General features: G+C 61.5%; 15 protein-coding genes. All 15 read right to left on the bottom strand.

Annotated features, from left to right (window positions below; translation table 11 throughout):
* Positions 1-176: 176 nt before the first annotated feature.
* Positions 177-1,553, bottom strand: coding sequence for a hypothetical protein (locus ML401_RS21280; protein WP_285806785.1), 1,377 nt, complete (start codon positions 1,551-1,553; stop codon positions 177-179).
* 634 nt (positions 1,554-2,187) lie between these two features.
* Entirely contained in the window at positions 2,188-2,628 is a 441-nt protein-coding gene (locus ML401_RS21275) for a hypothetical protein (RefSeq protein ID WP_285806784.1), read from the bottom strand.
* A 28-nt stretch (positions 2,629-2,656) separates the two neighbouring features.
* Entirely contained in the window at positions 2,657-3,433 is a 777-nt protein-coding gene (locus ML401_RS21270; protein WP_376717290.1) for a hypothetical protein, read from the bottom strand.
* Complete coding sequence (locus ML401_RS21265; protein ID WP_376717289.1) at positions 3,433-4,137, bottom strand: hypothetical protein; 705 nt, start codon at positions 4,135-4,137, stop codon at positions 3,433-3,435. Before ML401_RS21265 ends, ML401_RS21270 begins: the two co-directional genes overlap by 1 nt.
* On the bottom strand, positions 4,134-4,487 hold the full coding sequence (locus tag ML401_RS21260; protein WP_285806783.1) for a hypothetical protein: 354 nt from the start codon (positions 4,485-4,487) through the stop codon (positions 4,134-4,136). Before ML401_RS21260 ends, ML401_RS21265 begins: the two co-directional genes overlap by 4 nt.
* 638 nt (positions 4,488-5,125) lie before the next feature.
* Complete coding sequence (locus ML401_RS21255) at positions 5,126-7,084, bottom strand: AAA family ATPase (protein WP_285806782.1); 1,959 nt, start codon at positions 7,082-7,084, stop codon at positions 5,126-5,128.
* A gap of 224 nt (positions 7,085-7,308) precedes the next feature.
* Entirely contained in the window at positions 7,309-7,512 is a 204-nt protein-coding gene (locus tag ML401_RS21250; protein WP_285806781.1) for a hypothetical protein, read from the bottom strand.
* A complete protein-coding gene (locus tag ML401_RS21245; RefSeq protein WP_285806780.1) occupies positions 7,512-7,841 on the bottom strand; it encodes a hypothetical protein in 330 nt (109 codons plus the stop codon). Before ML401_RS21245 ends, ML401_RS21250 begins: the two co-directional genes overlap by 1 nt.
* Entirely contained in the window at positions 7,828-8,124 is a 297-nt protein-coding gene (locus tag ML401_RS21240) for a hypothetical protein (protein ID WP_285806779.1), read from the bottom strand. Before ML401_RS21240 ends, ML401_RS21245 begins: the two co-directional genes overlap by 14 nt.
* Before the next feature lie 95 nt (positions 8,125-8,219).
* A complete protein-coding gene (locus ML401_RS21235; RefSeq protein ID WP_285806778.1) occupies positions 8,220-8,912 on the bottom strand; it encodes a hypothetical protein in 693 nt (230 codons plus the stop codon).
* Positions 8,909-10,291, bottom strand: coding sequence for a site-specific integrase (locus ML401_RS21230; RefSeq protein ID WP_285806777.1), 1,383 nt, complete (start codon positions 10,289-10,291; stop codon positions 8,909-8,911). The genes ML401_RS21235 and ML401_RS21230 overlap by 4 nt, the downstream gene beginning before the upstream one ends.
* Before the next feature lie 446 nt (positions 10,292-10,737).
* Positions 10,738-11,244 (bottom strand): hypothetical protein, encoded by a 507-nt coding sequence (locus ML401_RS21225; protein ID WP_285806776.1) that lies wholly within the window; start codon positions 11,242-11,244, stop codon positions 10,738-10,740.
* A 120-nt stretch (positions 11,245-11,364) separates the two neighbouring features.
* Entirely contained in the window at positions 11,365-12,399 is a 1,035-nt protein-coding gene (locus tag ML401_RS21220) for a Gfo/Idh/MocA family protein (protein ID WP_285806775.1), read from the bottom strand.
* Positions 12,400-12,402: 3 nt separating this feature from the next.
* Positions 12,403-13,608 (bottom strand): class I SAM-dependent methyltransferase, encoded by a 1,206-nt coding sequence (locus ML401_RS21215; protein ID WP_285806774.1) that lies wholly within the window; start codon positions 13,606-13,608, stop codon positions 12,403-12,405.
* A 1-nt stretch (position 13,609) separates the two neighbouring features.
* Complete coding sequence (locus ML401_RS21210) at positions 13,610-14,818, bottom strand: class I SAM-dependent methyltransferase (protein WP_285806773.1); 1,209 nt, start codon at positions 14,816-14,818, stop codon at positions 13,610-13,612.
* Positions 14,819-14,935: the final 117 nt, after the last annotated feature.

Genomic DNA, 14,935 nt, shown 5'->3' with positions numbered 1-14,935 from the left:
GCATCCGGGCGCCAAACCGACGTGAATGACCCTGAGCAGACGACGCGTTGCTAGGCGCCGACTGGCAACTCCAGGATACGCAACGCCAATACGCGCGTGGGATCATCGAACTTTACGGCGGGGCTATCACCCGCTTTTCGCATTCGATGGAAGACGCGCCAATTGCCGAGAATGACTCAAAGCAACCTTTCCGAACCGCTGACCGAGGCGCGCTGCGTCTCTTTGAGAAGCCGCACCGTCGTGGCCGTGGCAAGGCCTGTGGCGATCAAGTAGACGGGCGACATGTTCCACCCGCTTCCTGCGAGCACTAAATAGCACACCAATCCCGCAGTCGAGACGGCGAAGCTAAGCCAGGCAAGCTTCGGAAAGCGAATTTCACTTGCTTCGCCGCGCCAAAGATCAAGCACGAGGTAAAATGCGAGAAAGGTGTTGCAGATCGCTGCCGGCGGCAGCCCCATGGCGATTCCGCGATCGTATGCGAGATAGGATAATACACCGTCGACTTGGGCAATGACCGCGAACGGCAGATAGCGCAGATTAATGCAGGACAGCGCGATGGACGCAAGTTCGAACGCGTAGAAGTAGCGCTCGTGCATCTTCGGCAGTAGGTACGGCATGAGCATGAGCGATACACACGCGACGAGCAGAATGAACTCCGGCCCCGAGCGTTTGGAGCTCGCGATGAAGATCGATAAGGCAAGTCCGCTCGCCGCCGCGAGCACCAAGCCGATGGCAACTCCGATTATGTACGGCGTGTCCGCCGCGAATATCCAGATGTTCGCTGCACTTATGAATAATCGGTGAAAGGTATTGGCTTGGTCCATATAAACCCAGAGCACGGAGGCCAAGGATCTACCCGCGACGAGAACCGGAATGGCGAAGATAATGTAGACTACGGGAACAGCGGCGAGCCATGCAATGTGGATCCTGCGCCGCAGAATCATACCCAACACGAAGGGACCCAGGAATGCGCCCTGGGCCTTCACCGCAAAAGCGACTGCGAATGACAGAATGCCGTTTCGGTCCCACATGAACATCGCTACGGAAATCAATGCGAAGAAAGTCCAGATCGAATCGGCCTGTCCCCACATTGCACCATTGAAGATCACCGTCGGTGCAAGCCAAACCGCGGAGAAGGCCAGGCACGCCCGCAATGGCAGCTTTGTGGTTCGCCAGACCATCCAGGCGACAGTAATCGCACAACCGAACTCGAATATTGCCGAGATCATCTTCACGAGGGAAAGCGGCTGCCCTAGCCAATCAAAACGGGCGGCGATCAGCAGAAGGTAGCTGTAAAACGGGGTGTAGTTTGTGAAAGCTTCGGCCAGCGCGTCAGAGCCGTGATCTCGAGCAAAGATATACCAAGGGATCAGGAACTGAAAAGCGTCGCTGGTGGCGTGTTCCCGGTTGAAGTAACGGAGCGCTAGGCCTACAGAACCGCACGCGATCGTTAGAGCAATCGCAAGCGAGGAGTTCGTGGGCAACGTCTTGTCTGAACTGATGCACTGGCCGGACCTGCACAACGTGCCAATCCCAATGGTCTCTTTTGTCACGCGATCGCTCTTTTATTTTGTGATCAACCTATACGAGTGTTACCTTAAGATTGCATAGGAAGTCGGTTGTGCAACTCCTTGTTTGCTCTCAAAAGGACTGTCTGGTTAGCGAAAGCTTTAGAGGAACTGGCAATCATCGTAAGTGTGCGAAGGGAAGCGCTCGTACTGAGCTGCCTTTGGGCTCCTCAGGTCCTAAAATGGCGATGGGAATTGGGCGAATGCTTTGGGGTTAAGCGTTCCGCAGTGTTATTGACGGGTGCAATACTATGGGCGCGTGCAGATGCGCGGGAGAGGATTGCAGGACCCGGACTTGCGCTTCATCGCGTCGACAAGAGGCTGCGCTGGCTGCAAGGAGATTCGTGATAATTCAACGGCGATCGGTGGGCCATTGCGTATTGTCTGCTGGTGGCCCTTCAGCGACCACCGGAGACTTCCGCTTTCCCGCCGCTGTTAGGGGCTGAGCGGACATCAGGCGGCCAGCTGCTTAATGAGTATACTGCCTAGCACTCGAAGTTGGAGGCCGAGCCTTCCTACGAAGACTAAGGGCCAGGGACGCTAGGCCCGCTCATCACATGGATGGTCGCGCGAATGTGGACGAGATCGGACATATCACGTACTTCAATAAGATTGTTGGTTAAGCCGGAGAGATCTGCCGTAGTTTACTCCTCTCCAGCAGAAGTCGCTCCACAGCTGCGAGTCCACCTCGTAGATCATCTAGCGCTTTGATCAACTTCTGTTTTGCTTCTGACTCTTGCGGTGTCAAGTCCTCACGTCGATGCAGCCGCTCGACTTCCCTCGTGACCGCCGAGCTTGCACTCTCGAAAGGCCTGAACCCAGCCAACTGCCTGATCGCCTCGCGGCCGGCCTCAGCGCGGCGCCGCACGATCTCGTTAGAGCTGAAAACTTTGCTTTGTTCGATCTCCAGACAGTCGTCGTCAAAGGCTCGCGCGAATTCATAAAATTGCAGGACGCATTCGTGCAGTTGCCTCCAGACAACGCTCGTGGAAGCATCAGGCCAGCGCAGGTGTGTTGGTACGATACGTATGGCTATCTCGTTTTGGCTCAAGTGCCTCATTGCGGTCTCCTTGTGTGTTGTAACAATTCTATCGTGGCGATTGGTTCACCTTTCTCCACCTGATTCGCTCGCGCTCAATCGGGCGCATGGTCTTTGGATCGAGCTCGCACCCCGGCGTGCTGCCCACCACCGGATAGGTAAAAATCCGGAGCCGCGGACGAAGCACGAGGTTGGAGGCGAGGACGCCAGCGACAGCGTTGGCCAGGTCGTCGTGAGCCCCGGGAGGATGGTCGATTGACTCCTTACCGCTCCTGGCGGTGCGCCGCTCGAGGGCGATCAGCTGTGTGGTGAGTTTCGGGTTGTCGAGCAGTTCAACCCGGCAGCTATTTAGGAGAGGTAGCAAGTCCAGATACAGATCGCTTTTCGACTTGTTCGAGACATCGTAGCCGATGCCTTGCTTGCGAAACTGCTCTCGTGGAAACTCGCCTGCGTACCTGTCACCTATGATCCGCGAGATCCGGTAGGACCTGCAGGTAGAGGCGAACTCCGCAATTGCGGCTTCCGGTGAGAACGGTGGCCTGATCTCGCGAAGGCAGTCCAGGATCAGGCTATCGTCCTCTCGATGAGCTACGGCGAGCGTGAAGCTGTCAGACGATCCGCCACTCGGGTCAGTGAAGGCGAGGTAGCGTAAGCCTGATCTGGGGTGGCGCTCCAACGTGCCCCTGCTAATGCACGCCTGCACGGCTTCGAGGTTGATGAAGGACTCGACGTCGGATCTGAACTCCGCGCCGAACTCGGCGCTCGCAGAGGCGGGATCGCGCTCATACGCCTGGTCAATCAGGCACTGCGGGATCGTCGGGTTCATCACCCTGGTTGGTGCTTGCCAAACCAGTACCGGATCAGCATCGCGGCCGAAGTGTCTGCGGTGAGCGTCCCACAGCGCTCCGCGTCGGGCATAGGGACTGGAGGCGCAGAGGAGCAGCGAGTTTGGGAATTGCGCCATGCCGGGCCGCAGAGCATTGATGATCTCGAAGTCTGGCTCTGCCGCGTCGTCGGTCGGCCAGAATGCAATCTCGTCGCAGAGCGCGGCAATGTGCTCCGGAACGAGGCGACGTGAACCTCGATGGTGATCTGTTTGTCGAGGTCGAACGCCTCCGCCGTCTCGCGCTCGATCATCTGGGCGAGGAGTGGAACGTGCAGCAGTGCTCTGATGTACCGGACGATTATGCGAGCCTGCATCCGGTCGCGGGCGATGACCATGATCGTGCCGCGCTCGCCGGGCGCCAGGAATTGTCGGTAGTCGCGAAAGCAGGCAATGAATACGGCGAGCATTGCCAAAACAAACGATTTGCCGCCCCTTCTTCCGACTGCCAGCCAGGCCTCGATTGCCGCTGTGGTGGGCAGCGCGCCGCGCCCGGTGCAGGCTCGATAGATTGAGGCTTGCTCCTCGGTCATATCGAGCGCGAACAGCGTAGCAAGAAAGGCAAACCACGCGGCCCACGATTTGCGGTTCTTAAACCAAGGCGCGAAGAGGTGTGGGTCGCAGGCTGCGTCGAGGATGGAGATCACGTCTCGTCCTCGTCGTCATCGACCAACTTGCCCTTGAGATAGCTCTCTAACGAAGGCAGGACCTCCCGCGCCCTGCGGTTGATTCCGATCCGGGAGGCCACGCGGACCATCGTCGACGTCAGCGTTGAGTGAGTAGCAACGTCGATGGGATGGCCCAGCGCGAGCTGCGCTTCCATCTGCTCGGCGACAACGGCGCTGGCGGCGAAACGGCGGATTAGCTGAAGCCGTGTCTCGCTAAGGTGATCGGGCCCTCCCTGGTCGGCGGCGACGGCATCGGCCACGTCCCGGAACCTGCGGGCGATCAGGCTCCGGCCATCGACGCCCGGCAGGACCTCCTTCCCGTTCGTCACCCGACTCTGAGCCTCCGGCTTTCGCCTAACTGACCTTCGGTTTCTTGGGGGCATTCCTCGACCTACCTGAAGGGAATAATCTTCTCCCTCAATTAGGTCAGAGCGCGGGGCAATGTGCCAGGGGAAATGGGTCATGGCGTTACCCCCAAGGAACCCTGGCAGGGGATGGACGAGGCAAAGCAGGTATAAATACTTGATGAAGTTACAGTTCTTGAAGATAAGCCACGGACTACTAGACCGGAAATCCCAGGTCGGGGGCCTCCGCCCTCGGCCCTTGGCCGGAGAGGAATTTTCTAAAATGACGGGTTGAGGGCAGCAGGGAGGGCAGGGCTTTTTTCCTATATTCCCAGGTTTCAGCGTGAGGCGCTCAGCGGCCTGAAAGCCTCTTCATCAGGCGATGGACTTCGGCCCTTCAGTGACCTTCGCTGGCCCGGCGTCAGGGGTCCGGGTCGACATAGAACCCCCCTTGAAAGCCGGGGGAAGGCAGGGAAGGGGTTTGAAAACCTACCGGCACCCCTATGCCCCCACCTTCACCCCTAAAGGGGTGAGAAGGTGGTGAGGCAGTAGGGGATGCCTCACTTCCCCAGGTGGGTTTGCCCCACCTCAAGAACCTGTAGAAACTTAGCCAGTACAAGGGCTTACAGCCGATCCGCTTCTTCCTTCTCCTCCCCGCCTTCTGAACCTGGGGCAGAAGGTGGTTTGCCGACCTCGACGTACTCCCTCTCGATTCTCTTTCGGTCTTCTCGAAGGACGACCTTCAGCCATTTCTGGTTGATCCATGCCTTGATCAGACCGTTGATCTCCTTCTTGTGCGCGGGCTTCCCCAGGTCGCGGTCCAGCGTCTCGGCTATCGGGATGCCCACCCAGGGCTCGCTGGATGCCTGAGAGGAGAGCCGCCACGGTCCGCCGGATCGGATGACGGCCATCACTCTTAAGATTTCTATCAACCGGATTTCTGCAGTTCTCGGGAAGCTCCATGACTCGACGACGCCGACGCTGTCGCCCTGGTCGAAGTCTCGACCCTTGCCATTCCCCAGGTCGTGACTGATGAGCCTGTACCAGTCTGCCCACTCACTCGGCCTAGCAAGGTTCGGCTTACCGTCATCAGCGCGGAAGTAGAGCCGCCGCTCTGACTCCTCTATCTCGGCCTTCTCTGCCTCATGCTTCGTCATGGTGTTGATGACCTGGCAGGAGCGGGCGGCGTTGATCAGTGCCACGGCACCTCTGCCATCCTCCGCCGTCCTCTCGTCGCCGCCGCCCTTCCTGGTGTGGTGGACCACCATGACTGCGCAGCCCGCCCGCTCTGCTATCGCAGCCATGGCCTCGGCGACCACCTGAACGTCGTCGTTCGAGTTCTCGCTGACCCTGTGGCAGCTGGCGAACGGGTCGAGGATCATGACGTCGATCTTCCTCTCCCTAAGCTGGGAGATCAGGTCGTCGACCACTTGCTTGTTGGAGATGGCACGCCGCCGCTCGTCCTGCTCGGCCAGTATGATCGGCCAGGTCCGGCCTGACGTGATGAACAGACGGTTGCCGATATCTTCGGCAGAGAGCTTGTGGTGACGCACTGCTGCCGCGAACCTCCGGTGAAGCTCGTCCATCGGATCCTCGCCGTTGTGGTACCAGACCCTCAACCTGCCACTCGGGTTGAGGCCGAGCAGTGCCTTCCCGGAAACCATGGCCAGCGACTCGACGACGACCTTAGATGACTTTCCGCTGCCGCCGAGGGAGAGCAGCAGAGAGAGATACTGGCGGATGTAGCTACGGCCGTAGAGCCAGTCCCTGGCGGGGATAATGTCCGGCGATAGCTCGGAGAAGTCGAGCGGCCTTAGCTTTAGGCTGAGCGACGGCGTTGCCTCGACGAGCTTAAGAAGCTCCTCCTTGTCGTGACCGGCAGTGAGCCAGTCCGAGACATCCTCTCTTCTGCCGAGGCCGGGCAGCCGGAGCAGCCGGATCGAGGCGGCGAAGCCGGTGAGGTTTCGGATTGCCTTGTCGGCATTGTCACTGCCCTTATCGTCCTTATCCGGGATGATGATGACGTCCCTGCCGGTGAGCGCCTTGGCCGCCGCCGCCGACCAGCTCTGGGAGGCGAGCGTTGTTGCCAGCAGCCCGATGCTCGACAGCGTGTCGGCGTCCTTTTCGCCCTCGACGTAGTAGACCGGCTCGCTCGGCCGCTCGCTGATCGCCTTCCAGTTATATGGGACCTTGACCAGCCCGGCATCGGCAAGCCACCGCACGTTGCCGAACAAATCAGATCTCAAGTTGGGGCGCCGCTGCCTGAAGTGCTTAGCACCGGCGATGCCGGGGTGCTCATAGCGGACGACCTGGTAGAGCAGCTTGCCTGCCTTGTCGGTGTAGTCGTAAGCCTTCTTCTCTGCGAAACCGGCGCCAGTGAGGTCGTCGTCGCGATACTGTTTAGGCTGATGTGGCTCCAGCCGCTCGGCCTCGTCCACCCAGTCCTCCGGCTCGCCGCCGAACCGGTGGGAGAATTCATGGGCGGTGTCATTGATGCGACCCTTCCTGGCCTTCCGGCCCCTGGGTGGGGTCTCTTCGGCGTCGCTGGATATGCCCTTCTGGTTTTGATAAGTTCTCCTCATCAGGCCCCCCTTGAAGAGAGGGCCTGACGGATAGCTAAACCATGACGGACCAATACCCCCGCGCCGCAAACGCGGGGGTCTCCATTTCCGCTTCGCATTTCTCGAATCTCCCTGCGATCAAGAGGCGTTGCCGTCTGGCCGGGGCGGGGCGGAAGTCACCTAGCGTGGCCGCCGCCTGACCCGGCGAGTGTCGCAGACGGCCAGAGGCTTCTCTCTCGTCCGCGTCATCTCGTTTCGGGCCTCAACCGCCGGACGACGTCGGCGACGGAGTCGAGCCGGCTCTTGATCTCTTCGGTGGGATCCTCAATGGGTACTAAGCCCTCGGTCCACCTATCCCTCTCGGCCTTAGCTGCTTTCAGCTTGGCCAGGAGCCTGGCCACCTTGCTCTCTAGTTCCTTGATTTTCTCGTCGTGGATGTTGATTGCCATCAGTTCTCCTCCGGCTTCCTCGTCCTCCTCCTGACCCACCTGGTCGAGCCCGCCCCGTCGTGGTGGTCCGCGATCACCCAGCCAGAATTTCTGACGTGCTCCGGCAGGACTGCTTGCCAGGCGCGATCAAGCGACGGCCTGGCGGCGAACTTCTTATTGTGGGTCCAGGTCTCCTCGTCGACGTAGTAGGGACCGACGGCCGTGATCTCGACCCGCAGCGTCCTCGTGTTCATCGGCTCTGACTTGTAGTCGAGCTCGCTTCCGTCGGGGGCGAAGTAGACCCAGCGAACCTGGCCTACCGAGGGCCTCGACCTCTTAGGTCTTGGCATTAGACTGCGCCTTGCCCTTACCCGGCCTGCTACGGTTAAGGTGCGAGATGATCCGGTTGCGCATCCACCGGTCCCACGCGTCGAGATCGTTGTACTCGATCCCATTCACGACGTACGACGGTGGGCACTTCAGCGAAGGGTCGCGCTTCCATCTCCACAAGCACATCGCAGAGACGGTGAAGTACTCGGCGAGCCGGCTATTGCGCACCCACTTCGGGCGGTCGGTCGCCGCAGCTTCATATTGGTCCGCCGGCTCCTGCTGCTTAGCTGGTCTTAGGGACATCGAGGGCTCCTGTTAGAAGGAAGGCCCAAAGGTTAGAACCTGACCTAACAGATAAAAAACCTCACGACAGTGACTATTTTTTCGCTGTTGTGAGGCTAGGTCCTCGCGGCTCGAAGCTTTCTCTCCGTCGCCACCTCTTGCCGCCACTTCGTCTCATCGAAGAGGCCGTACTCGTGCAGTTCCTTAAATTGCTCGGAGCACGCATTGGCGCAGCTGCCCTGCTTGCCGGTCGCTGTCTTGAAGAGTAGCTCGGTGAGTCTGACGTACGGTCCGTCCTTCGTTCGCGACTGAATCCCCTCACAGAAGTAGCAGAGCGAGAAGGCGTGCCGAGCCGCGACCATCTTTCTGGCGCGGGCGAGCCTGGCGGGCTTGGCACCGCCACTAGCCCTTACGGTGATCTTGCTCGCCAGCACTGCCGACTTCTCGATCAGTCGACCAAAGTTGGCCGGCCTCAGCTTGCGCGCAACGTCATCGGGCAGCCTGCTGATCTCGACGCGCAGCTTCCTCGCCGCAGTCTCGATCCTGTTCAGCTGCTTCTTGACGAGTCCCGGCTTGGCCGTCCTGCTCAGATCGACCTGCCTGATCTTCCATATGGCGAGGGCGATGCTGCGGCGACACTCCTCTATGCTGCAGTGATGCTCCTCCAACTTATCCGGCGACGGGCAGAGCTCGGCGACGACTAGATCGACGTCGGCAGCGAGCACGCTGCCCTCGGGGGCCTCCTCATCCGGGTCCGCATTCCGGAACTTGTAGAACGAGTCCATGTCGTAGGGGGGCCTCGCACTCATCGCTTCGCCTCCCAGATCGAGACGACGTTGCTCGCCGAGTCGGTGCCGACGAGCCGGTCGAGGTGGGAGGCCCACCTCTCCAGTGCCTCGCGCTTCTCGTCCTCGTACTCGTAGACGTTGTAGACGCCGGCGACGCCAGAGCGAAAGCCGCTGACGTGGTTAAGGACAGCCTCGACGACGTGCGGAGGCACCCTGATCGAGGCCATGCCGGTGCCGACGGTTCGTCTGATGTCGTGAATGCGCCAGGGCCGGAAGGCGTCGCCCAGCTCCTCCCTCATCATCTCGTCCAGCCTGGGCTTCAGCTTGGAGAAGCCGGAGACGGCGGTCTCTCCGGTAGTGGTGAAGATGAGTCCGGAGCTGCCGTTGAACGTGGCGGCCTCGACGAGGAGGTCCCTGGCAATGTCGGTCAGAGCGACCAGGTGGGGCAGCTTGTTCTTCGTCCTGGCGTCGGGGATGATCCAGCGATTTCCGTTCTCGCTGATCTCGCTCTTCTGAATTCCAGCGACCTCGTCGCGCCTGCAGCCGGTGAGGAGCAGGAGCCTGAGGACGTGACCGAAGGGATAGCCGAGGCGTCCTGCGCTCTTCCACAGTGCTCTGATCTCGGCGTCGGTCAGGACGCGGCTGCGCTCCTGAGGCGGGGCGGGGACGAAGGCGTCGTCGGTCGGATCGACCGCGATCTTGCGCTGCTGCTTGAGCCAACCAAATAGCTTGCCCAGTGCTCGGCCGAGGTGTCTGCCCCGAGCATCCGACACGCCCTTGGCTCGCCGCTCGAGTCCGGGGATGCCCTTCCTCCGGGCCTCCTCGACCGCGGCGTGAATGTCCGCCTCGGTGATCTCGCTGACCGGGCGATCGGACCAGCGCGCGGACAGAGAGCCCTTGATGATCGAGAGCTCGTCCTTCTCCTCGTGACGCGCGAGGCCGAGGACTCTCGCGACGTCGGCCCAGCCCCTGTTGATCCCGCGCTTCTTTCGGGGATTCCTCAGATACTCGTCGACGAACTGCCGCACGGCGATGGGAAAGGTGAGAGCGCGGGCATCGAGATCGATCCGCCGCCTAGCCTTCGCTGCCGAGAGGTCAGCGATCACATCATTGCCCATCGCCCGCTGTCGGTTGACCTCCGCAGCAAGCCAGCGAGCAGAGGCGAGGGTCAGCCTCATGCCGACCTGCGGCGCCCCCTCCAGCTCCGGCGCCTCCGGATCGAACTCTCCCAACGTCAGCTTGGCACTCCGGCCGTCTGGTCTCCTGAACCTCATGATGAAGCTCTTGTGGCCGGATGGCTGGATCAACAGGGAGAGCCCGCTGGCTGCGTCCCGTACCTCCCGCCGGGTCTTGCCGGCCTTGAGCTTCGCAACGGCGGCGGCTGTCAGTTGCTTCGTCATGCTCGGGCCTCCTCTAGTTGCTCTGGCAGAACGCGCCGCTTCGGGTCCAGCCGGAGGGGCAGGAGTTGCCGGTGCGCGGGATCGCCGCTCGGGAGCGAGGGCTGGTCGGGCTGCAGTAGTTTCCCGCAGCGTAGAAGCCTGACGGGCAGGAGGAGGGGACGGGGGGCTTAGGAACGGGCAGCGGGGCGATGGTTGCCGCCGCCAGCAGGATAAGGAGCATCCTCATCTCGGGGTAACCTCGGGGTAAACAGAACTACTAGTTAAGTAGTGTTACCCTAGGTTATATCTAGAGGGAACTTAGAAGTAAATAGCAACCATCTCAATGGCTTATCGAGGGAGCCAGGTTATCTCAGGTTAGGGCCTGTTCCAGGCTAGCACCGGTCTCCAAAACCGGGGGTCGCAGGTTCGAGCCCTGCCACTCCTGCCAGTTAAATCAACGACTTAGATCAGATGCTGGCGGGATAGGGACGAGCGCGTCCCTGAGGCGAATCGCCATGCGCTGCGACCCCCTGATGTCCAGTGCCAGGCCCCAAGGAGGCTCGCCTAGCGCGCCTGAACACGCTCTGCGTCGCTGGAAACCTGGCTGAGATCGACGTTCCGGATGGGTCGCGGCGCAGCAGCGAGACGATGGTGCCGCCGAGCTCGAAATAGGTGCGCAGCCGCAGGGCACGGGATGACCCCTTCAGTTCCGCGTTTAGGCTGACAGGCACCTGCACGTAGGTGAGGCCGAGCTGGAGCAGCGAGACCAGCGCAGAGATCTGATAACCGTAGCCGTCGGCCTTCACCGCGATCTGGCGCAGCCATTTCACGGGATAGACGATCATGCTGTGGTAGTCGGACAGCCAGAAGCCGAACAGGTAATTCAGGATGAACCGCAGCGAATGCGACTGCAGCGAGCGGTTGACGGAGCGGCGCCGCGCCAAACCAGGCTTTGGTGCGGAAGTACTATGCATGCCGGTTGCTGGCGCGCTGCGATGTTGCAGAGTTCCTGTCTCGACTTGCGCAGGTCACGATCAAGGCGGGTCCGATCCCCGGCATCCTGCCGCTCGATGGTGCAAGCAAGAGTGCTGAGCCTAGCCGCTAGCCAGCCGCTTCCAGACTGTTTCCGCGAGCGCGATATCGATCACCGAATCCTCGCCGGAAGCGAGCGGGGTGCTCCGCGCGGCGACGTCGGAAACGAAGGCGTCGGCCTGGCGCCGAAATGCCCAGCTGGTTTCACCCGTCAAGCGCGTGCTTTGACCATCATGGTCGATAATGACCTCTGCCTCTTGCTCGGCAAAGGGTGGGGGCAACGCCAAGGTCACCGCGCCGCGCTCGAAATTGATCGTCAGTCCCTCGCGCCAGGCTCCTTCAGAGCCGTTCACGAGATCCAGCGCGCAGGCGATGCCGTCGAAGTCGAGCGTGATGCGCGCGGCTCCCGAAGTCTCGATCGTGCTTTCGCCGACCGTCGGCGACGATCCGAGCAGGTCGCGCGAGAGATTGATGACATGGCTGAAGACGTTCAGAAAATTGTCGTAGCCGGGACGCATCGTGCTCGGCATCCAGTCGGGGCCATCCTGCCAGAGCTCGAGCCCGTCCGGCCGCGCTTCGCCGGTCATCACGAAATTGTCCTGCGACCGGCCGGTGTCGCCGCCGAAGCACCAGCCTGTGGCCCGGACGATGCGTCCGAGTGACTGGTCGCTACGCAGGCGTGCCAGCACTTGCCGCGCCCGTGCCACACCGGCATCGTGACGCTTCATGTAGCCGATGCTGTAGACGAGGTCTTGCCGCCGCGCGGCTTCGACCAGCGAAATGGCCTGGGCCGTCGTGTAGGCCATCGGCTTCTCCGACAGCACATGCCGGCCGCTGTTCAACGCCTCCAGCACGATCGGGCCCGTGGCACGACGCTTGGTCACGACGACGACGGCGGACACCGCGCTGTCCGCGAGCAGCTCCCGGTGCGTGCCGTAAAGCTTGGGGATGCCGAACTTCTGCGCTGCGGCGGCAGCGAGGTCCGGCCGAAGATCGGCGATCGCGACGACGCGGCAGGCGGGATTGGCAGCGAAATTGGCGAGGTGGCACATCTGGCCGACCATGCCCGTTCCGATGATGCCAATGCCTGGCTTCACTGGCTACGATCCCTCGAGACGCTTCCGGACGACGAGAAAATGCGCCGGCTGTCCCCATGTGTTGATGAAGGCCGGATCCGACTGGGTGAGGGCGGTGACCGCGGACGCATCGCGTCGCCCGATCGCGCCAAAGATGCGATGGAAACTGTCGAGCGTTGCCGTGATGGCTTCGATGTTCGCAGCGTCGTCGGCGAGTACGTCTGCGGTGCGGATCGTCTCGCGCAGGGACGCGAGGCCCGCGACCACGCGCGGCAGGCTCTCGCCGAAGGGATCGTCGATCATCCCATCGACGTCGAGCACCAGCGCCTCGATCGACGCGGAGATTGCCTGCACGGCATCGGACGTGCCGACCAGATACAGCTTTCGCCCGCCGAGGAAACTCAGGCGGCTGCGGTCGAGATGGCGCCTCGCGCGATGCAGCTTCTCGTCACCGGACAAGACCTTCTTGTGCCAATAGATGTCCAGGCTGTCGCGGTAGGCGGGCCATGCCGAATGGATGTCGAAACCTTGTTCATGCGCCGCCGCGCACAGTGCGGCCGCGTCGAGGAAGTAGCGATACCTGACGAACGGATTTTCCAGCACGTCCATCAGCCAGGATTCGAAGCTGCGGGTGTGCGGGATGCTGTTCCACTTCGCCTCGAACAGCATCTTCGCCGTCTCCAGCGCGGGGCGACCGGTCAATGCCTTGCCGGCCGCGTGGATCGCCTTGAGCGCGAGCTCGAAGAAGCCGCCGTAGCGCTCGTAATAGGACACGACGGCGTAACCGTCGGGATTGAGCAGGCGGTGGAAGATGCCGAGCCATTTTCCGCTCGGCTGCACGGTGTAGATAAAGCCTTCGGCATCGATGATGTCGAAGCGGCGATCACTGCGGAAGCCTTCGACATCGGCCAGGGCGAGCTCGCGGAGACGTTCGGTCAGGCCGAAATGCGCGAAGTAGGCCTCGATCTTGGGGTGGGCGTGCCGGTTCGGCTCGGCGAGCGTCATGTTCGCGCCCCAGCCGGCAAACACCAGCGCATTCTCGCCGGAATCGGGGCCGAACTCGAGCACCTCGGCATTGCGGAACAGCCGCGGCGGCAGCACCAGCTTGTCCGAGAACAGTTCGCGCCGCTGGCTCGCGTAGGCTTCGAGCTCGGTGGAGGACTTGAAGTTCCCGAACGTCGGCAAGACGTCCTGACGTTCGTAATAGTTGAAGAGCTTGTCCTCAGCCATGCTACGACCTTAGCGCCGCCTCGAGACGATCGAGCTCACTCCAGATGTCGGAGGGCGCGAAGATCGAAACGATCTGCAGCGGACGCTTCACATTTTCGCGCAGCCGCTTGCTGACCTTGGCTTCGTTTTCTTCGTTCACGGCGAGAAGACAGACGAGTGGCCCCGACTTGCCGGCGAGATCATCCGGCGAACGGATCGGGATGCCGGTGCCGGGCAGGAACAGCCCTTGACGCTCCTTCTGATCGTCGACCGAGAGGTCGACGAGATCCGCCAGCTCGTGCGCGTTCGTGAAAGTGCAGGCACGGCAGCCGGCGCCGTAGATGACGATCCCGGCGCCGTTGGCGCGGGCTTTGGCGAGAACCGGGCGAAGACGTGCGCCATACTCTCTCGCGCGTTGGCCGAATTTCTCGCCGACGCCGGACGGCGCAGGCGGCACCGTCACCGTGCCCGCGGCACGGCGGGCTGCGATCGCAAGGCTGCCGCCGCTGAAATTGTATTTTTTCACGGACACCGCCTCGAAGCCGTGGCGCGCCAGCAGCGCGAGCAGGGTCGGTTCGGTGAAATAGCTGACGTGCTCCTCCCAGAGGACGGAGAGGTCTCCCGCCGCCGAGCCGGGGGCGAAATCGGGCACGTCGATGAACAGCAGCCCGTCGTCGCTGAGGGCGATCTTGACGCAGTCGAAGAAGTTCTCGAAATCGACAATGTGCTCCAGCACCTGACGCGATATGACGAGGTCGAACTTTCCGGACTGAGCGACTGCGTCGTGGGCCATCTCCGGACTGAGCATGTCGGCATAGACCTTGATGCCGCGCTCGCGGGCGATCTTGCCCGACACCGGATTGGGCTCGACGCCGACCATGACCTTGGTGCCGCGTTCGCGCAGCTTGTCCATGAACAGGCCGTCATTGCAGCCGATCTCGAACACGGATTGATGCTTGGAGAATTTCGCGATGGTGTCGAGCTCGTCCGCCTGATGCGGCTCCGGCTTCCAGCTGCTGAAATTGTAGTTGAATTGGCGGTACAAAATCTCGGGATCGATCGGCTTGACGATCTGGGGCAGGCCGCAATCGCCGCAGGCCAGCACCTCGAACGGGAAGCGTTCGTCCTGCTCGTTTCGGCTATGCCGAAGCCGATGCGCAATCGGCATCAGTCCGAGGTCGATGACCGGACGCAGGTTGGTCGAATGGCAAAGGCGGCAATGGTCGGTCAATGGTCTGGCTCTTTGCAGGAAGAACAGGGGGACATAGCCCCCGGGCGAGACTCAAACTGGTTCAAGCCTATATAATGGCGCCGCCTGCGCCACAATTCCTAACTTACCCTGTCCTCC

The sequence above is a fragment of the Bradyrhizobium sp. 62B genome (genome assembly GCF_030272265.2).
In the GTDB taxonomy this organism is placed as follows: Bacteria; Pseudomonadota; Alphaproteobacteria; order Rhizobiales; family Xanthobacteraceae; genus Bradyrhizobium.
Note: the sequence above shows the minus strand (reverse complement) of the source record. Positions and strands in the feature narration are given on the sequence as shown.